Source organism: Chryseobacterium fluminis, assembly GCF_026314945.1.
Taxonomy (GTDB): Bacteria; Bacteroidota; Bacteroidia; order Flavobacteriales; family Weeksellaceae; genus Chryseobacterium; species Chryseobacterium fluminis.
On record NZ_CP111121.1, the window covers coordinates 5,019,695 to 5,037,857 of the forward strand.

Below are 18,163 nucleotides of genomic sequence, written 5' to 3' on the forward strand. Positions count from 1 at the left end.
ATAACGAACTGCTCAGATTCGAGACACTAACTTCTGAAGGGTAAACTTTAGATTATATCCTGAAATTCCGACATAGAATCAATTTGTCACTGAACTCATCTTCGATTTTGATAGGTTATCAATCTATCCAAATGACAAAGTGTCATAAATCGATATTGCTTAATGTTTCCCGATATATCACTTATCCAGTAAGTGTGGAATTTCATTAAAATGTCAGATAAGTTCGGAGATCTCTTTCTTTACAAAACTTATCTCACCAGAACGTTCGATGAAATATTTTTTAAATCTCTCAGATTGTCGGTTTGGGTACTCTTTCTTAATTCCTGAATAATGTCCTCCTTATGCAGCAAGGCTCTATCCAGATTTTTTTTGTATAAAACGGCCATTTTCAAAGATTATAATTCTTCTGCTCTTTAAAAGACTGTTGAGGTAATTGCTTTTCATCTTATACTAACTTAGGAAGCAGCGCAGCAAGACAATCGCAGTAAATGTAGTCATAATTGCAAGAAATGGGGGCTCCAACTACAGAACGACTTGGGATCGTATCGAGGAGAATCACAATAATATTGTCAATAGGTGAACCTATAACAAATGACCACCTTCCTGCAATTCGGATCAGGATAAGAGCTATTAAAAAGATGATAATACTACGAATTAGTCATCTGAACAACTTTCAAAAATGTTCCGCTCCCCATAGCGCTAAAAGTTTTTGCATAAGCTTATTTATAACAAAAATAAAAACTTCTAAGTTAGTTGTGTTTGCATAGAAAAATCAAGCAATAAGGTTTAAATAGTTCAAACCTGTTTATGACCTCAGTCATAAAGAGATTTTAAAAAATGATATAGTTTTACTCAATGGTTCAGACATCAAATAAAACAATAATGTTGGAAATTCCCCGACAGCAGTTTGGTGGCTGCCATGATACGGAGAATATACAGGTCTTTGATTCTGAAGAAAAATCAGAAATTGCTTTTTCACTGGTCAAAGAACGATTATTTTCAATCAACAGGTGGAAGGAATTCTCTGGATTTATGACTGCGGAATTTGTTCATATGGATTCATTGGGGAATCGTGTCGACCGAATACCTTTAAACGGAGACCTAATCAGAATAAAACTGCCGCTGATACCCAATTTTGATTGGGTTGTGATTACTAGACTTAGTCTAAACGAGTATGAGAACACATCATCAGTTCTTATGAGGTGCAGACCTTGTGGAGCTCCCAATAGTAACAATTCCCATATAGCCCATTTTTACAGTAAAAGGGCTACATCAAATTTCATTCTTGAGAAAAAAGGAAGACAGGTACGCGTAGGGGTTTTTGGACGAAATGAGACGATCAATTATAATGCTGCATTTTTGAGCAAAATAAGAAATTTCCTAACTGCCTCAGGTGGCTTGGCAGGAATGGCAAAACTACAATGGTATTTTCTTATTAAGGGGCTTACAGATGTTCACCAATAGTTTACCTTCATTCACTAACCCATCACTCGGCTAATTATTTAACCATTAATTATAAAATTGAAAGTATGAATATTTCAGATGAAATGAAAAAGGACGGTTTTTTACTTTTAGAAAAATTTGAGAAGGAAGATCATCTATTTGACACAGTGTTGTGGATGGACAGTAATTATGAGCCACAACTTGTATTTGGTATTAAAAGTTTGACCTTGCCATTATTAGAATCTTACGAAAAACTTCTCGAAATCATTTTCCAGCAGGACAACTACAGTTTCGATAAGGATAATGTGGTTTTTGTCAGCAGCGATAATCATCCGGTCGTCCAAATTATTAACGAGAGAATATCTACAGAAGGTATAGGACCCATCGCTTTACATGGAACTACTTTCAATGATATCATAGTACCAAATGCGTTCATCTATAAAATATAACGGCAGACTCGGTTGAGGATGGGTACAGCCTATATAGATTTTTAATTCCAGCATTGGTTATCTATTAAAAACTGCTAAGTAAATAGGCTTAAATCCTTTACTTTGGTGAAATCATTGATATTATTTCATGCTCCGGTCATGATAATTGCATCTGGCACTGAACACTTGGCATTGTGGATTTAATCATATCCGAGACGGATATGTAAACTTGCATATATCTTTTCGCGTGTAACCTTAATATTTACTGAACCACTGGATATACTAACTTAGCGTCCAGTAAAAGTTAAGCATAAAACCTTAATTTTAACGTATGAAAAAAGAGCGAAAAATATACGATCCAGCTTTTAAAACCAAAGCCGCTCAACTGAGCAATGAGCGAACTAACATCTCATAACTCGCACGAGAACTCGGAATTGCAGTTACACTACTCTATAAATGGCGTAAAGAGTATGAAGAGTTTGGAGAAGGCAGTTTTCCGGGAAATGGGAATTTAAAACTAACACCCGAACAGGAAAAAATCCACGAATTAGAGAAAAAGCTTAAGGATGCAGAACTGGAACGTGATATATTAAAAAAAGCAATCGGCATCTTCTCCAAGAGCGGTCGATGAAATATGAATTTATAATAATAATGAATCCATATTCCCGATTGAAAAGATGTGTCATGTTTTAAAATTGAGTTCCAGTGGTTATTATAAATGGAAAAACAGGTCCTTTAGCAAGAAATTGCTTTTGAAAGAAAAAATAAAAGAGCAGATAACTTCAATTTATTTTTCATCAAAACAACGCTATGGAAGCCCCAGAATTAGGTTTGAATTAAATTCATTAGGATATAAAATATCCCGAATCACTGTTGCAAAATATATGAAGGAGCTGGGTTTGAGAAGTAAGCTAAGTAAGAAATTTAAAGTGACAACCAATTCAAAACACAATTATTTGGTAGTAGAAAACCTGTTGAACCGGAATTTCATTGCAGAGAAACCTGTGCAGGCTTGGGTTTCAGACATTACTTATATTCAGACCAAGGAAGGATTTTTATACCTCACAACAGTCATTGATTTATATGACCGAAAAATAATCGGATGGAGTTTGAGTAATGGGATGAGCACCGAAGAAACAAGCCTTGCAGCTTGGAAAATGGCTGTTGGAAATAGGAAAATAGCAGATGTATTAATTTTCCATTCTGACCGGGGCATTCAATATGCGAGCAGGAAATTTACAAATACTTTGAAATTTTATGAAGTAACAAGAAGTATGAGTCGCAAAGGAAATTGCTGGGATAATGCGGTAGCTGAGAGCTTTTTCAAATCGCTAAAAACAGAACTCATCTATGGAAACAAGCTTATTACAAAAGAAAAGATGAAACTGGAAATCTTCGAATACATCGAAGTCTGGTACAATAAAAAAAGACGTCACAGCACCCTGAATTACCAAACAATAGAAGAATTTAACAATCAAAACAAAACCTATCAAAATGTAGCTTAACTGATACTGGAATTTTTATTTGCATATCCAATCTAGATAAATCATAAATAGAGTCCGTTTTAACTAGTCATGAGACGGACTCTTTTAATTTAGAACTTAACTCTGATATCTTGAGGATTTTTCATCTTAATAGTAATTTTGTTTACTTCATCAAGAATTTCACAATCTGTTTTGGAGTAAGTTTCATCATTCTGTTTTTCTAAAACTTCAATATCAAAGGATCCTATTTCTTCTTTTGAAATTTGAATGAAATAACTTTCTGTTTTTTCATTGTGATTAAAATGTTCTTTTTTAAAATCAATAAAATGCATATTTATTATGTATTTGGTTGATGAAAATATAGCAAATATTGTACATAAATTGTAATTAATCATCATTTAAATATTCTCATCTCTAGGAAATACATCGTCATTTATTAATATAGCTAATCATTTAAACCAAAAAAAAGTTGAATGAGGTATATTGAAAATTATTGTACACTGTTTTTCTAAATGATTATAGAGGACCTGCATTTGTCCAGATGGGTTCATGTTACTTGTCCTACTACACCAATGGGAATTACTGGTTTATCTTTAAATTTTATAATATCCGGGATGTAATTTTTTGGAACAATCTAGCAATAATGCTTCCGCCAGATACTCCATGATCATCATAAAACGTCAATTTATCATTCTTGATAAATGATCGTGTTTCTGCTTCGGGATTTCTTTTTAGATAGCGTATTTAAAAAATCCTGTGGAACCCAGAATTATTCTTCCTCTTTTTATCCTTACGGTTGCAAGTCTTCAAATCCACATTGTTGAAGAATATCTCATGGGGTTTGCATCGGCCATGAGCACTCATTGATATTCCATGGAGTGAGAAAATCTTCCTGATGGTCTTTACGCTTATCGGCCCCGTCAATTAACCATGTTACCCAGTGGCCGGCATAACAGGTACAAAAGATTTGCTTGATTTGACCAGAAGTTGAAATCACTAGACAAATGAACGGTAAATTTTTATACCTTTGCTACACTATTTTAACTAGAGATAGTATTATCCCAAGCATAATTATGGCTGATGCAAATTCTGTAGAAGAACAGAAAAGATTGGCTGCTCTCCGTTCCTACCACATCTTAGATACAGCTGAGGAAAAGGATTATGATGACCTAACTGAACTGGCATCTGCTATCTGCGACACTCCTATTGCCCTGATCAGTTTTGTAGATAAAGATCGGCAGTGGTTCAAGTCTCATTATGGTCTTGAAGCAAATCAGACTGAACGATGCCATTCCTTTTGTTCCTATGCCATACAGAATCCTGAAAACCTGATGCAGGTTGAGGATGCCCGGCATGATCCGCGGTTTCAGGATAACCCGCTGGTTACTGGCAGCCCCGACATCAGGTTTTATGCCGGTATGCCGCTTTTGGATGAAAAAGGTTATGCCCTTGGTTCTTTATGTGTAATTGATCACAGGCCCAGGCTTTTAAATGATATTCAGCAGAAAGCACTTCGCACGCTCACACGTCAGGTGATGAATAAGTTATGCCTCAGGAAAAACAATGCGGACTTACTAAAGGCTAATCAGCAAATTATACAGACCAACCTTAACCTTCAGACAGCGATTTCTGCTGCTAATCTGGGAATCTGGTATATTAATGCGCGGACAAGAGAGTTTTTACCATCTCCAAGGCTAAAGGAGTTGTTCGGGTTTTATCCTGATGAAGAAATGACATATGATGCGGCGGTAAGCCAGATTGCAGACTCCCATCGTCAGCAAGCCACTAATGCAGTGGAGAAATCTATTACAAATGGGGATCCCTATGAAATGGAATACCCGATCATAGGTTACCACGATAAGATACTTCGCTGGGTAAATGCTACCGGCCATCTTTATACAAATCCCGAAAATCCGGATCTTTCCCATTTTTCCGGAACGACTACTGATATCACCGAAAGGAAGCTGGATGAGCAGCGCCGGAGTGATTTTATCGGTATGGTTAGCCATGAATTACGGAATCCATTGACAGCCATCAAGGCGTACGCTTATATACTGAAAAGAGCTGCTAACAAGAACAATGATGAAATGCTGGCTGACAATGTGGTTAAAATTGACAATCAGATAAAACGAATGGAGGCTTTAATTAACGGCTTTTTGGATGTAGCACGCTTGGGTGAAGGTAAAATACGTCTCAACAAAACCCGGTTCGATATGGCATATCTGGTCCGTATCGCTAAAGAAGAATCGCTGGCTACCATTACTTCTCACCAAGTGGTATTTGCTCCGGTAGAATTCACTCCGGTGGAAGCCGATCAGGACAAGATCGAACAGGTCCTTCTTAATTTTATTAATAATGCCGTAAAATATTCTCCAAATGGTTCTATGATCAATGTGGCCTGTATAACGAAGGATAGTATGGCGTATGTGTATGTTAAAGACCAGGGAATGGGCATTCCTCTAAAAGACCAACCTTTTATCTTTGACCGTTTTTACAGGGTAGAAAGTGAGGCCATGAAAAATAAAAAGGGGTTAGGGATAGGCTTATATATCTGTAAGGAAATTATTGAAAGACACAATGGACAGATCGGAGTAGAAAGTATTGAAGGCCAAGGAAGCACATTCTGGTTTACTCTACCTATTTTCACGGAATAATCCTTATTTCTAAAACTACGACTTGATCATATTCGTCAAGAAAAGGGGTTTGATGAACTTGAAAGTTCTGTTGTGGAAAGTATTTACTAAATCTGCAAACTTCCGAATTTCCGATTAACAGAATCGTAGGCCAGCATTCTTCTAAATTGCTATATGGTCAAAGATTCGAGATATATATAATAGAATTAAATGTTGAAATAGAGTATAATAGGATTCAACATTTGGAACCGATAAATCTTTTTGGAGGAAAAGAAGGCTTAGCAAAACACAATTTTAGATAATCAAAAACGTGAAATCTGTAAAAAAAGGAGTAAAAATATTTGATATAGACAATAATCAAAACTTTGATTATAGTTTCTCAGAGCTACAGTTTTACTTAAAGAACTTCAAAACGAAAACCGATTCGACCGTTAAATCTCAAAAAATAATATAATTTGTCAGTAATTTTTAGCTTGATTAATACAGTTTTATTTTAGTATAAATCTGCCCTTTCCAAAACATTTTTTTATTATTTTTTTCGAAAGTACCAAAATCAAAATTAAAGTTTGCTTTTATGATGTTTTTTTTAAAAGCCCTTTCATCTATCTCGAAAAAACCCTTTTTAACTAAAAATGTTTTTTTATTACCAAGTACAATACTGTTAACCTCTATTTTAGGATCAATGATATAGTCACCTTTAAGAGTAAATATAAGGACAGAATGTGTTGACGCATTTGGAACGGTTTCAAAGTGGATAATATTGCCTTTACGTGTAACAATAATTTTTTCGCATTTAAAGTATTCATATGCTGAAGCTTCACCTCTTAAGGTTTTGTCTTTTGATGCAAAGCGAAAACTGCCTCTAATTTTTTGAGACCAGTTAACTTTAATTTTTTGAGAGTATAAATTTTGTGGTGTCAGTAGAAAGAAAACGATAATTGTTAAATACTTATATCTCATAAGATTAGGATTTGCAAGCGAACAGTTTACGGTCACTAAGGAATTTCAAAACTTAAAAATAGCATATTTTGCGCAAATTTTATTGATTTTCCCTATGAGCTTGACCTAGTATAGAAATAATAATTTATAAGCATTTAGAATATGTTAAGATCTCAATTTAGTTGAAAAACCTAAAATCACTAAGGTAATATAAATTTGGTATTTAAGTTGTTATGACAAACATATAAATCAATTTATAATAAAATGAAACAAATATATTTATTAGCTACCTTAGGTCTGTTATTAGTCTCATGCAAAAATGATGATAAGGAAAATAATATAACCTATAGTATCAAATTGGAAAATATCTAAAGTCGAAGTGGTTTCAGGGAGCAAAATTAATACTATTCTATATTCTGAAACACTAGTAGGCTGTGATGCCAACATAACTTTTGAATTCAATAATGACGGAAAGTATGCAATTAGATACTTTCTGGAGCAAAATAATCAATGCCTGTTTGATTATGAAGATGCCGGCCTTTATAATTACGACCAGACAGCGCAGACGGTAGTAACCAAAAGATCCAATTCATCGCATACCGAGATTTATAAGGTCGAAAGATTGAATAATAACGAATTGGTCATGTCTTTATATGATAATTAAGATCAAAATGTTGATGGTGTTGAAGATAAAACAGTATACTATTTGCGTAAATAACTATCATCAACACCCTATATAATACTTCCCAACTGATAAGTGGAATTTATATTTTATCTTTGTTAAATACCTATGTTGTATTTTGAATACTAAAATAATCTGAAATGTTTGATATAATCGTGGCTAGCCATTTTTAAATCAAAAAGAAACTCAGAAAATAAATGATATTAAAATTTAAAAAGGGTGAATATACGAGATGGAAAAAATACCTAGAAGAACACTGATATACCTTCTCGATAATAAAATTGCAAGTAGGAGATAAGGTTTTCGAATGACAACTAATTCTGTCAACATTTTGTTTTATGAAAAATCAAAAACTATATAAAATACTGATATTTATCCTCATAGTATCCTTTGTAATTACAACCTGCCAAGGCAAACAAGAAAAAAAGCCTGCTTTACTTACAGTGAATTATACAGAGACCGATACACTCACTTTTCAGACCTATGGGTTGCCACTGGAAATTTATTATTCAGAAGCAGAAACCCATATTTATGCTAAGTATGGGGTTAGAGTACATGCAGTGGCAGGCTGCGAAATAACAGAGGGACTGCAAAAATCTGTAGCCAGACATAACGACAGTCTGTTTACTGTGTTGGCTAAAAAGTACCATAAAGTTACTCCTGAAAGCATAATTCTGGAAATACAGACTTTTGCTGCACGGTCAAAAAGTATTGAAGAAAGCCTGAAAAAATTCAGTAAAGACCAAGCGCCCCTGTTGGGTAAAGACAATTATCCCAGAATAAAATGGGTGCCCGATACAGAAAACGATTACTTCCTGGTAGATTATTTTGCCAACCGCACGACAAATCATAAACGGGATACCCTGCTCTGGAAACTGAAAGTGAATCCGAACACCGGCAAAATTTTAGTAAAAGATGATATACAGGGAAAGTGGTCTGAATACACCAAAACGACAAAATAACGTTATTTAAAACAGATGGGAGTACCCGCATTATTGTTTTTTTTATCCGTATTAAATTTCACAGCCGATGTAAAACGTTCTCATCTGCATTTTTATTTCTATAATTAGCATTACGCTAGCTTGCAATAAAAAAGAAGGTTTAAAAAATGAATCGGTCAAAATTAATTCTAATAAATTATCAACCTGTTTAAACTTTTATTTTCTTAAGAAACAAAATAGAGAAAGCCAGATAATGTAGATTTTTCTAAGTCACATTTAAAGTTTAAAGCCTCACTGACAGGGCTTTGAAACGATTAAGTTAGGCATTTGCTTTTTCTATTTTGAATCTTCTTTTTTATCCCAGAATGTCTCTGAGTTTTTACCGTCAAAACCGGAGTCTGCATTAAGAAATAATCCTTTACACTCTAATATCAGCATCATTTAGAAGACCCAGAATCTCATCTAAATTTTCTTTAATATTATATAAATCATGATGCTCCCCGCTTATTGGATCTCCCATTGAAATCATCTGCCCTTGGTTATCACAAAGGAAAATACAGTTACTGGTCCTGGATGATTTTCTTCCCTAATAGCCTACTGATTCTCCTCCCTGTTTGCTTCGGGTTTGACTTCTATTGAGTTGAACACTCGAAAGGTCAAGTTTCCTTTTATTGTGATAAAGCAGAGAAACAAAGATTCGCCTGAAAGAACCATCCTTGCTTCATTTATTAAAGTATTAATAAACCAATTGCCAGCATATCTTCTTTTGGAAAAATATTCTTTGACACTCAATTCGCGCCATTGGCAGCCTGTCTTCAATCGTTTGATAATGAGCTTAAGATTTTTCCTAAATCAAATCTCGTAGAAAATCCTCGTTTGTCTGTGCTTAAATAAGATAAAGTGCATTTTTCCAATTTATCTTTGCTAATGAGTTCCAGAATTTTAATTGTTTTTTTTTGCAACTCTAAATTGCTAATTTTTCAGGAATTCTTTCCTTAAAAAAGTTTAAACAGGTTTATGATTAAAGAAAAAAGATTTGATCTTAATTCTCATTCATCAAAATAGTTTTCTCCATTGTTCGACAGAGATTAGGGAATCCTGTAACGGATCATAATATTCAATATGAAGATCCCTATTATCTACAGCGAATGTATAATAGGTAACATAGCTATCGCCATTATCTTCTACAATATTCACCCGGTAATATGGATCTTTAGGGGTTGGTAAGGTATCCACATAGCCTGATAGGTGCCTTTTATCTTCACTGTCTTTTTCCACCTCAGCATTTTCCTGTTTTATTTCAGGGAGTGACATTACCTGGTCAATTGCGATATCTTCGTTGTTTTTAGACGATTTTTCTTTTTTCTGTGAGATTGCAGGTGTTTTTTTATCAGTTGGCTGGCAGGATGATACTAAGAAAATCATTCCAACATACAAAAAATAAAAATATATACGATTTGTTTTCATATAAATAAAATTAGGAAAATTTTGTTATATCCTTAGTTCACCTTAATATTTATATTCACATTCTCTGTAGGGTTGATAAGGGCTATCGGAAAGAGCTTGTTTAGCTCTGAAGGAATGCCTGTTCGTATTATCGGCTCCATATTGATATTACTGAGCAAAAGATGGAAAAGCAGCGCTGGATTGACTGTATTGGCATTGTCAGCCACGAGGTGCGTTCGCCGCTAAATTTAATGAACGGTTACCTGCAGTTACTGGAAAGAAAAGTTAAGAAGAAAATAATGATTTCATGTATAATATTGTATAAAAAGCCAGACGCCAGGCAGATAGATTTGGCGAACTTTGGTAAAGTAAAAATAGAGATTGATTACAAGCTGTTTGATATGGCGGATTTGGTCAATGCCGCAGAATCGGAATCACTATCTACAATAGGCACATATACCATAATTTATCATCAGGTTAGAACCATACCCCTGTTCACGTGGATAAAGATAAAATTGATCAGCTAATAATTGATTTCATTGATAATGCTGTGAAATATTCAGCAAATAAGCAATATTCATGTTTCCGTAATGACCTTTAATAAACAGATACACGCCTGCTTGAAGGCATGGTTGTCCGGCCAAAGATCTTCCGTATGTATTCTACCGGTTGTATGCGCTAAAGGCACATATGATAAACACAAAAGGCTTTGGTACAGGCTTATACTTATGCCGGGATGATCAAAGCTTCATGGTGGGAAAATCGGGGAGAAATTAGAAAGTATGTTGGGAGAAGGAAGTAATTTCTAATTGGAGATCCTGTTGAAAATTGATCTGAAGGCATACTTATTGCTTCAAAATTCTTATGAATAGTGGCCTTTATAAAGTTTTAGTTTGTGATGATGATTACGATATATTGGATATAACCAGCATGCTTTTAGAGTATGAAGGCTTTAAAGTGATTACTCAAATTGATAGTAACAAACTAATTGATCAGGCTCTTAAGGAGCAGCCGGATGTAATGCTTGTGGATATCAGGATGCCCTTGCCGGGAAATGTAATTGCTAAACAAATGAAACAAATGCCTCAACTGGCACATATACCAATTGTGCTGTTTCCTGCTGAAATAGATGCACATAAAATTGCTTTTAAGTCCGGAGCAGATGGTTTTATAGAAAAACCCTTTGATGCTGATAATCTTGCTTCTGTGATTCGATCATTGATAAGAATAAACAGATCTGAATCAATTTAGGATTAAATAAAATAATTTCATTTCATCATACTGATACTTGCTGAATGTTCAGTAGGTGATACTACCTTACATTAAGATAATGCTAAATTTGAAAGCGTCGGTTAAGAACGGTCTCAAAAAACGACGTATAATGTTAAAATTGAATTAGTTTTCAATCACATTGATCCTTGGAATGAAGATAATAAAATATTAGCTAGTAAATTATCTGCTGCAGGTGTAAAGGTAGAAAGTAATAATTATATAAGAGATACTCATGAATTCTTTTCAATTGCAATTATAGTGCATCAGGCAAAGGATCCGTAAGCGTATGCCCCTCAACAAATTTTAGATAATTCACTGTTTTATTAATAGATAACAGATCGTAGTTTATTTTACGATCCCTGTTTTTTAATTATCAGTTGAAGTGGATTATATAAAAAGAAAGAAAGGATCTAAAATTAGAAGTTATCCGGAAAATTGAAATCTTATCGTCTGTTCATTTTATGAACAAGGTGCGGGACAGAACCTTAGAGTTTGAAGAGAAATAAGTTTAACGTAATAATTTAGATTATAAACACTGTAACTGTGGGTGGAACTCTAACGAGAACCCTGAATGAGGTTGATTTATCTAACGCTGATCCATTACTGGTAGTAATGCAAGTTCAGGAGAAAAACAATCTTAAATATCGCCTATTCTATTTTGTCTGAAAAGGATTATACTCAAAAATACCTTATACTGCCACAGCATCGTACGTAAACACTAATTTTTAAATAAGTCCTTAATACTTAGAAAGTGTTGAGGACTTTTCCATTATTAATCCGTGTAGTTATTTTACTACATGAACTTCCATTTTCTACTACAAAGAAAATTTTATCACCGCTGTAGCTTTGTAGTGTTCAAAAAGAGGATAATTAGATAAGAATAAAAATCAAATATTAATGTCATGAGAAATCAAATCGCCATCGCAGCCTTAACTATTGTAGCAATCATATTAGGGACTAATAATATTCAGGCTCAGAATACGACCGCAACCACCACCGTAAGCATTACCCTGAATGATGTAATCTCTATCGACGCTGGCAGTACTGCAAGTGGTGGTGCAGTTGCCTTTAACTATGCTACTGCTGCGGATTATAACTCGGAAAAAACAGTGGCCCAAGCCAATGCTTTGAAAGTTACTTCAACAAAGAATTTTAATGTAAAAGTAAAAGCAGGCGGGGCAAACTTCGTAAACGGAACCAACTCAATCCCGGTAGATGTTTTGACCATCAAAGCTTCAGCAGCTGCCGGAACTATGGGCGGAACAAAAAACGTTGTTGTTTTATCAGCAACAGATAAGACTTTAGTGGCCAATGCTCCCCTTGGAAGCGCCTTAACCCTGAATCTGGATTATACCATCCCGGCTGCGAAATCATCTTCTTCTGATATTTTAGGAAAACCGGCCGGAACATATACACAAACGGTAACGTATACTGCGACTGCCTTATAATAAAAATAACCAGCAATTTTATAGAATCCCTTAATATGTAGAAAGTGTTGAGGGCTATTTTGATGTGATTAACTTTGAATGATACCTGTTTGTAACCTGACTTTACATGTCTAAAAAAATCTTAAAAACAATCACTACCATAATGAATACGGGTATTAGATAATTCTATCGGTTTGTATCGTAGCATTGTATCATTTTTCATTGTGGATGCTAACTATACAATATTGTTGCAAATTCCTACAGATGAACATATAATAAATCCAAATTTTTTAAAAAATCACTGTCAACTATGGTTTTCCATATTTATGTGAATCTTTAATTGAATACTTTTACAGAAATAATATTTTCTTGCTTTCTCTGAATTCATATGGACAAGATGTGAAAAGAGAAAGTGAGGCAACAAAAACCAAATGGATGTTTTTGCTTCAAAAACAGGAAGCATTACTAAATTTGTTGACACTCAACTTCCAAGTCTGAAAGCTTCTTTTGTATCTCCAGAAAAAAGAATTAGAAAAATTTCAAACGGTTGATCAACTGATTATTTTTATCAAATTGGAAAAGAAGGAAAATATAGTAATACGGCTGCATCAATCGAATATAATGATTTAATTGAAGTTTTAAAAGCTATCATAGTTTTTAAAAATGATGTAAACAATGATATTGTTTCGAACCCAGCTTATATGTACAATAAGTTTATAACTGTTGATGGCTTTTAAGTTGGATATAACAGCTATTTGAAGAGATTATAAATTTTATGGTAGATTCACGTATACTTTTCGCAAGAAATTTATCTGATAAAGACTATTTCTGATTAACTTTACTTCCAAAGTGAAAAAGATATTTAATAATTTTATCCTGATTGTCTTATTGTTAATGATTCCCGTGATTTCATCACCGGATTTTGACGGTATGCTTTCGGTATTTAATTCTGAACCTTTTCAAAGAGATTTTCTGAGATTTGTTTTAACTATCGGATTCTTTTACCTGAATTCTCTGGTTTTGCTTCCGAATTTATTCAGCAGGAAAAAGATTGTTGTTTTTTCTGCCATAGTTATTTTGAGTTATGCAGTGGTGATATTTCTCCCATTTTCACTACTTCCGAATCGTCAGGGAGCCAATATGAGTAATCCGAAAAATGACATGGGAATGAGTAGACCTACAGACAATGATAGGTTCAGAGAAAATAATTCTCCACGATTTTCTGAGAACAGATTGCATCCCGAAGAAATGGGAGCGAAAAAAGACAATACTTTGCCGAAGAAAATTTTCACTTCGATTCTGCCATTTCTGTTTTCGTTTTTAAGTTCGCTTTTTATTTACAAATCGAATGAACAACGCGAACTGGAAAGGTCAAAAGCCAAATCGGATCTTCTCAATCTGAAATACCAGTTGCAGCCACATTTTCTGTTTAATATTCTCAATTCGATCTATTCACTGGCATTATTGAAATCTGATGACACACCTGACGGAATTCTGAAACTTTCAAACGTGATGCGTTATGTAGTTCAGGAAAGCAGCAAAGATTTTGTTGAACTGACAAAAGAAACTGATTATATAAAAGATTATATTGCACTTCAACTCATAAGGACAGACTTAAGTCTGGATTTTTCTTATATTGAGATCGGTGATTTGAAAAATCTGAAAATAGCGCCTTTTATTTTAATTAATTTTATTGAAAATGCTTTCAAATATGGTTTCAATGCCGAAGAAAACTCTAAAATAGAAGTCAAATTACTTGTACAGGAAACTGTCCTGAATCTAATTGTTTTTAATAAGATTGTTACCGCAGATATTACCAATGAAGAAAGTCTGAAAATAGGTTTGAAAAATACTTTTGAGCAACTGAATCATGTTTATCCAAATAAACATACCATCAACATCCATAAAACTGCAACAACTTACCAAGTGGATTTAACAATAAACTTAAATTAAATGATAATTAGAGCCATTGCTTTGGACGATGAGATTCTTGCGTTGAAAATTATAGAGAATTACGCAGAAAAAATTGACAATCTATCTCTGGAAAAGATATTCAATAAACAAAGTGATGCCCAAAAATATCTGAATAAATTCCCGGTGGATCTGATATTTCTCGATATAGAAATGCCTGCGAAAAACGGGTTAGACTTCTATACAAATATTTCCCAGAATACCAAAGTGATTTTCACGACGGCCTTTTCAGAATATGCTGTCGATGCTTTCAGTGTGAATGCTGTAGATTATCTTCTGAAACCTTTTTCGTTTGAAAGATTCAGGGCTGCGGTTGAAAAAATCAAAATCAATATTGATGCTACTGATGCAAAATATCTATCAATCCGTGCAGATTATAAACTTCACAAAATCAATTTTCAGGACATTCAACTGATCGAAGGTCTGGATGATTATATTCAGATTCATCTCAAAGATTCTACAAAAATTACAGCCCGCTCGTCAATGAAAAGTATTCTGGAAAAACTTTCTGAGAAAGATTTCATGCGCGTACACCGTTCCTTTATTGTTCCTGTAAATGACATCAAGACCATTGTCAATAAAAACATTCATGTTTCAGATTTTATTATACCGATTGGAGAAACGTATAAGGATGTGGTTATGCGGATTGTGAATGGATAATTTTTTAGGAAGCTTTCTCCTTGCTTTCATTTATAAACTTAACGAAGCGTTCAATAAAGTTAATCTTTTTTTCAAAAAGGGTTTCCACAATCAGGATTTTGAAACTAACCCTTCAAATATCCAATATCTTTTGACACCAGAGCTCCAGTCTTGCTTCTTTCTCATTGATTCAGCTAATCTTGTTACTCGATTTTAAAAAGATGGGAATTTTTATGTTAGTTTTTTTTAAACAAATTATCGCTCGACTTTCAATGATCCTCCAAAACACTTGCGCATCGAACTTTTAAAAATATTCTTAAAGTTTCATAAAAAACATGCGTTCTCCGACACATTTTTTTTGTTTACCTCATTAATTTTAATGTAAGTCAATTGGGAAATACCTTTGGCGTAAGAAAAATGAGAGAGATGAAAACAATCGACAGAAAAGGTTTTTTAAGAACCTTAGGAATTGCAGGTGTCGCGGCAGTTGCCGCACCGGTTTTGATGCATTGCGGAAAGGATGATGAAGATTCTGAAACAGGGGTAATTGACAATACAATTTCTAATGCCTGTGCCGCAACAAACTCCGAAACTGAAGGTCCATTTCCCACTAAGACGCCTTCAAGTTTGGTGCAGACCAACATTGTAAATGACAGAACGGGAGTTCCGTTGACCATTGCGCTGACGATTCAGAACGTAAAGGCTAACTGTGTCAGGCTGCAGGGCGTCATTGTAGACATCTGGCACTGTGATAAAGACGGAAACTACTCTGAATATGGCGGAACGGGAATGCAGTCGGCCAATTACACTTCTGTTCATTTTTTAAGAGGCAGACAAACCACTGACGCCAATGGAGAGGTGAATTTCACATCCATATTTCCGGGCTGGTACAACGGTAGGGCGACTCACATTCATGTTCATGTTTACAGTGCGGCAGGACAGTCGCTTTTGGTAACGCAGATTGCATTTCCGGAGGGAAGCAGCAGCGCTGTCGTTCAGGTAGCCGCGAGTTCCGGATACAAAGGAATGAGCGGATATACCTACAATTCGAATGACAATGTTTTCAGTGACGGAACTTCCAGTGAGATGTCTGCAATTACGGGAAGTTTAAGCGGAGGTTTTGCACTGACTCATACGATAAAAGTATCGGTTTAGGTTTGGTCTTAATTCATTTTACAAGCGGTAAATGAGCATGAAAGCACTTTCTAATGAAGATGAAATTCATTGATCGCTTTTAATTTTTAAAATTATGTTAGTTCAGACACCATCAAAAATATTCAAATCAGATTTTGCTGTTTGGAAAGATGAAAATTCCTGCCGGATCAGGAAAATATTGACTGAAGAGAAAGATTTAAATCTCAGAAAAGTAACTGAGATTGTTTTTGATCAAGGAGGAAAATACCGTTTTGAATATAAGGCAAATTGCAATCTGATGATTTTGGTTTTATATGGTGAAATATTAATTAATGATTTCAACAAGCAGATTTCGGCGCACGAGGTTTTCACTTTAAAATCTACAGAAACCGATTTTTTAAGCTTAAAAAATAATCTTGAAGAGGAAAAGGCCGATGTTTTAATTGTTGAGCTGGAATCTAAAAACAATGACAATTCTTTTCTGATCAAAGATCTGAATATTGATTTGAGAAATTCATTGATCCAGATTGCTGAAGATTTTGATTATCCCAATTTTATAGGATTGTATGATGGCAGAAAAGAAGATACTTATATTTTTTATAAGTCACAAAAATCAGTCTTCGGAATGGTCATCAATGGTGCGTTTGAATTTCAGAACAGAATGTTGGAAACCAGAGATGCTATTTTGCTGAGTGAAATCGAAACTCTTGAATTTGAAGCTTTGAGTGAAAATGCCTTGATTTTACTTCTCGAAATCTGAAAAAAAAGACATTGTGAAAAACAGTCAACTCAATGCTTTCCGCAAAGAAACCATTTTCCCAATTAATCTGGATGAGAAATCGGCGGTGAGTATTGATCTTTTTGAAAATGACGGCCGCAAAATCTTCTCCGTTATCAAGCATCAGTATCTTTCAACAGGAGAACAGAAGGTCAAAATCTCCGGGAACCAATTGCATTCAGGGAAATACACCGCAAAAATTAAAATTGAAAACTCTAAAGGAGAATTTATAGAAATTATGGAAGTTATAGTTAATTAATAATACTCGAAATAGATTATTTTGTCATTTAAGTGGTGTTTAGGATCAGGGTGGTGTAAAAGCTACCTTTTTTTTTCGCTAAACTCAATCAACAGTTAACAAATATCAACGATGAAAAGAAAAATAAGATTGGCATTTCGTATCGTTATCGATCAAAAATCAGAAATGATCTGGGATAAATATATTTTCAGAGACACCTATTTTGAATATAAAATTCAGCATCAGGTTTTCGACAGCCAAGAAAATCCTGTAAAAAACTACTGGGAACTTATGGCTAAAAACCCCAATGCAGCTCAAATTTCTTTTCTGCTGAGTTCTGCTGTCAGCAACTATGTTCTGCAATTAAACGGCGAGATCAAAAGCCTTCCGGACGTTCTGGGAAATACCTTTTTCCCGATTGAGAATTTCAAACTGGATTTAGTCAGTTCAAACACAGAAGATCCATCAAAACATAAAATCGGACTGACATTTTTCACACCCGAGTTTCTGCTCATCGATATCATCGACAATAAATATCTTCTGAGCAAGGACGTTGAAAGCGAAAATAGTTTTGAAACTTTTATGTTTGCTTTTCATCCAGCGGTTGGCATTTCTCATTATACAGTGCTCTGATTCGTAATCATAAAGGTATAGCTCAGAGTTTAATTAAAACAAAACCTCGCAGCTTATGAACTGCGAGGTTTTTAA

General features: G+C 34.5%; 17 protein-coding genes and 1 pseudogene. 15 read left to right on the forward strand and 3 right to left on the reverse strand.

Annotated features, from left to right (window positions below):
* Window positions 1–882: 882 nt before the first annotated feature.
* The 3 genes and pseudogenes from ODZ84_RS22830 (at window position 883) to ODZ84_RS22840 (ending at window position 3,376) form a co-directional block, all read left to right on the forward strand.
* On the forward strand, window positions 883–1,464 hold the full coding sequence (locus ODZ84_RS22830; RefSeq protein WP_266174847.1) for a hypothetical protein: 582 nt from the start codon (window positions 883–885) through the stop codon (window positions 1,462–1,464).
* A 65-nt stretch (window positions 1,465–1,529) separates the two neighbouring features.
* Window positions 1,530–1,892 (forward strand): hypothetical protein, encoded by a 363-nt coding sequence (locus tag ODZ84_RS22835; protein ID WP_266174849.1) that lies wholly within the window; start codon window positions 1,530–1,532, stop codon window positions 1,890–1,892.
* 310 nt (window positions 1,893–2,202) lie between these two features.
* Window positions 2,203–3,376 (forward strand): annotated as a pseudogene (locus ODZ84_RS22840) (IS3 family transposase).
* Window positions 3,377–3,465: 89 nt separating this feature from the next.
* Here ODZ84_RS22840 and ODZ84_RS22845 read toward each other — a convergent pair.
* Complete coding sequence (locus ODZ84_RS22845) at window positions 3,466–3,687, reverse strand: hypothetical protein (RefSeq protein WP_266174850.1); 222 nt, start codon at window positions 3,685–3,687, stop codon at window positions 3,466–3,468.
* Between the two features lie 741 nt (window positions 3,688–4,428).
* Between ODZ84_RS22845 and ODZ84_RS23340 the strand changes: the two genes are divergently transcribed.
* A complete protein-coding gene (locus tag ODZ84_RS23340) occupies window positions 4,429–6,009 on the forward strand; it encodes an ATP-binding protein (RefSeq protein ID WP_323136822.1) in 1,581 nt (526 codons plus the stop codon).
* 456 nt (window positions 6,010–6,465) lie between these two features.
* Here ODZ84_RS23340 and ODZ84_RS22860 read toward each other — a convergent pair whose 3' ends face one another.
* Entirely contained in the window at window positions 6,466–6,948 is a 483-nt protein-coding gene (locus ODZ84_RS22860; protein WP_266174852.1) for a hypothetical protein, read from the reverse strand.
* 343 nt (window positions 6,949–7,291) lie between these two features.
* Between ODZ84_RS22860 and ODZ84_RS22865 the strand changes: the two genes are divergently transcribed.
* Together ODZ84_RS22865 and ODZ84_RS22870 are read left to right on the forward strand one after the other, a co-directional pair.
* A complete protein-coding gene (locus ODZ84_RS22865; RefSeq protein ID WP_266177431.1) occupies window positions 7,292–7,591 on the forward strand; it encodes a lipocalin family protein in 300 nt (99 codons plus the stop codon).
* A 356-nt stretch (window positions 7,592–7,947) separates the two neighbouring features.
* The gene (locus ODZ84_RS22870) at window positions 7,948–8,571 is read left to right on the forward strand and encodes a hypothetical protein (protein WP_266174853.1); all 624 of its coding nucleotides are present in this window, start codon (window positions 7,948–7,950) and stop codon (window positions 8,569–8,571) included.
* A gap of 1,035 nt (window positions 8,572–9,606) precedes the next feature.
* Here the strand turns inward: ODZ84_RS22870 and ODZ84_RS22875 are convergent.
* Window positions 9,607–10,017 (reverse strand): hypothetical protein, encoded by a 411-nt coding sequence (locus tag ODZ84_RS22875; protein ID WP_266174854.1) that lies wholly within the window; start codon window positions 10,015–10,017, stop codon window positions 9,607–9,609.
* 161 nt (window positions 10,018–10,178) lie between these two features.
* Between ODZ84_RS22875 and ODZ84_RS22880 the strand changes: the two genes are divergently transcribed.
* The 9 genes from ODZ84_RS22880 to ODZ84_RS22920 all read left to right on the forward strand — a co-directional run bounded on the left by ODZ84_RS22880 (window position 10,179) and on the right by ODZ84_RS22920 (window position 18,088).
* Window positions 10,179–10,523: an ATP-binding protein gene (locus ODZ84_RS22880; protein WP_266174855.1), complete on the forward strand. Its 345-nt coding sequence runs from the start codon at window positions 10,179–10,181 to the stop codon at window positions 10,521–10,523.
* 337 nt (window positions 10,524–10,860) lie between these two features.
* Window positions 10,861–11,247 carry a response regulator gene (locus ODZ84_RS22885; protein ID WP_266174857.1) on the forward strand — a complete coding sequence of 129 codons (387 nt, stop codon included), beginning with the start codon at window positions 10,861–10,863 and terminating at the stop codon, window positions 11,245–11,247.
* A gap of 923 nt (window positions 11,248–12,170) precedes the next feature.
* On the forward strand, window positions 12,171–12,716 hold the full coding sequence (locus tag ODZ84_RS22890; protein ID WP_266174858.1) for a peptidoglycan-binding protein LysM: 546 nt from the start codon (window positions 12,171–12,173) through the stop codon (window positions 12,714–12,716).
* A gap of 828 nt (window positions 12,717–13,544) precedes the next feature.
* Window positions 13,545–14,648 carry a sensor histidine kinase gene (locus ODZ84_RS22895; protein ID WP_266174860.1) on the forward strand — a complete coding sequence of 368 codons (1,104 nt, stop codon included), beginning with the start codon at window positions 13,545–13,547 and terminating at the stop codon, window positions 14,646–14,648.
* A complete protein-coding gene (locus ODZ84_RS22900) occupies window positions 14,649–15,326 on the forward strand; it encodes a LytR/AlgR family response regulator transcription factor (protein WP_266174861.1) in 678 nt (225 codons plus the stop codon).
* Between the two features lie 405 nt (window positions 15,327–15,731).
* Window positions 15,732–16,460 (forward strand): dioxygenase family protein, encoded by a 729-nt coding sequence (locus ODZ84_RS22905; RefSeq protein WP_266174862.1) that lies wholly within the window; start codon window positions 15,732–15,734, stop codon window positions 16,458–16,460.
* A 94-nt stretch (window positions 16,461–16,554) separates the two neighbouring features.
* The gene (locus tag ODZ84_RS22910; protein WP_266174863.1) at window positions 16,555–17,199 is read left to right on the forward strand and encodes a pirin family protein; all 645 of its coding nucleotides are present in this window, start codon (window positions 16,555–16,557) and stop codon (window positions 17,197–17,199) included.
* A gap of 13 nt (window positions 17,200–17,212) precedes the next feature.
* Entirely contained in the window at window positions 17,213–17,476 is a 264-nt protein-coding gene (locus ODZ84_RS22915) for a hypothetical protein (protein ID WP_266174864.1), read from the forward strand.
* A gap of 111 nt (window positions 17,477–17,587) precedes the next feature.
* Window positions 17,588–18,088: a hypothetical protein gene (locus tag ODZ84_RS22920; protein WP_266174865.1), complete on the forward strand. Its 501-nt coding sequence runs from the start codon at window positions 17,588–17,590 to the stop codon at window positions 18,086–18,088.
* The last annotated feature ends 75 nt before the right edge of the window (window positions 18,089–18,163 follow it).

Excerpts from the sequence above, each read along its gene's own strand:
- ODZ84_RS22830 (WP_266174847.1), top strand. The coding sequence starts at position 883 with ATGTTGGAAATTCCCCGACAGCAGTTTGGTGGCTGCCATGATACGGAG.
- ODZ84_RS22835 (WP_266174849.1), top strand. The coding sequence starts at position 1,530 with ATGAATATTTCAGATGAAATGAAAAAGGACGGTTTTTTACTTTTAGAA.
- ODZ84_RS22845 (WP_266174850.1), bottom strand. The coding sequence starts at position 3,687 with ATGCATTTTATTGATTTTAAAAAAGAACATTTTAATCACAATGAAAAA.
- ODZ84_RS23340 (WP_323136822.1), top strand. The coding sequence starts at position 4,429 with ATGGCTGATGCAAATTCTGTAGAAGAACAGAAAAGATTGGCTGCTCTC.
- ODZ84_RS22860 (WP_266174852.1), bottom strand. The coding sequence starts at position 6,948 with ATGAGATATAAGTATTTAACAATTATCGTTTTCTTTCTACTGACACCA.
- ODZ84_RS22870 (WP_266174853.1), top strand. The coding sequence starts at position 7,948 with ATGAAAAATCAAAAACTATATAAAATACTGATATTTATCCTCATAGTA.
- ODZ84_RS22875 (WP_266174854.1), bottom strand. The coding sequence starts at position 10,017 with ATGAAAACAAATCGTATATATTTTTATTTTTTGTATGTTGGAATGATT.
- ODZ84_RS22880 (WP_266174855.1), top strand. The coding sequence starts at position 10,179 with ATGGAAAAGCAGCGCTGGATTGACTGTATTGGCATTGTCAGCCACGAG.
- ODZ84_RS22885 (WP_266174857.1), top strand. The coding sequence starts at position 10,861 with ATGAATAGTGGCCTTTATAAAGTTTTAGTTTGTGATGATGATTACGAT.
- ODZ84_RS22890 (WP_266174858.1), top strand. The coding sequence starts at position 12,171 with ATGAGAAATCAAATCGCCATCGCAGCCTTAACTATTGTAGCAATCATA.
- ODZ84_RS22900 (WP_266174861.1), top strand. The coding sequence starts at position 14,649 with ATGATAATTAGAGCCATTGCTTTGGACGATGAGATTCTTGCGTTGAAA.
- ODZ84_RS22905 (WP_266174862.1), top strand. The coding sequence starts at position 15,732 with ATGAAAACAATCGACAGAAAAGGTTTTTTAAGAACCTTAGGAATTGCA.
- ODZ84_RS22910 (WP_266174863.1), top strand. The coding sequence starts at position 16,555 with ATGTTAGTTCAGACACCATCAAAAATATTCAAATCAGATTTTGCTGTT.
- ODZ84_RS22920 (WP_266174865.1), top strand. The coding sequence starts at position 17,588 with ATGAAAAGAAAAATAAGATTGGCATTTCGTATCGTTATCGATCAAAAA.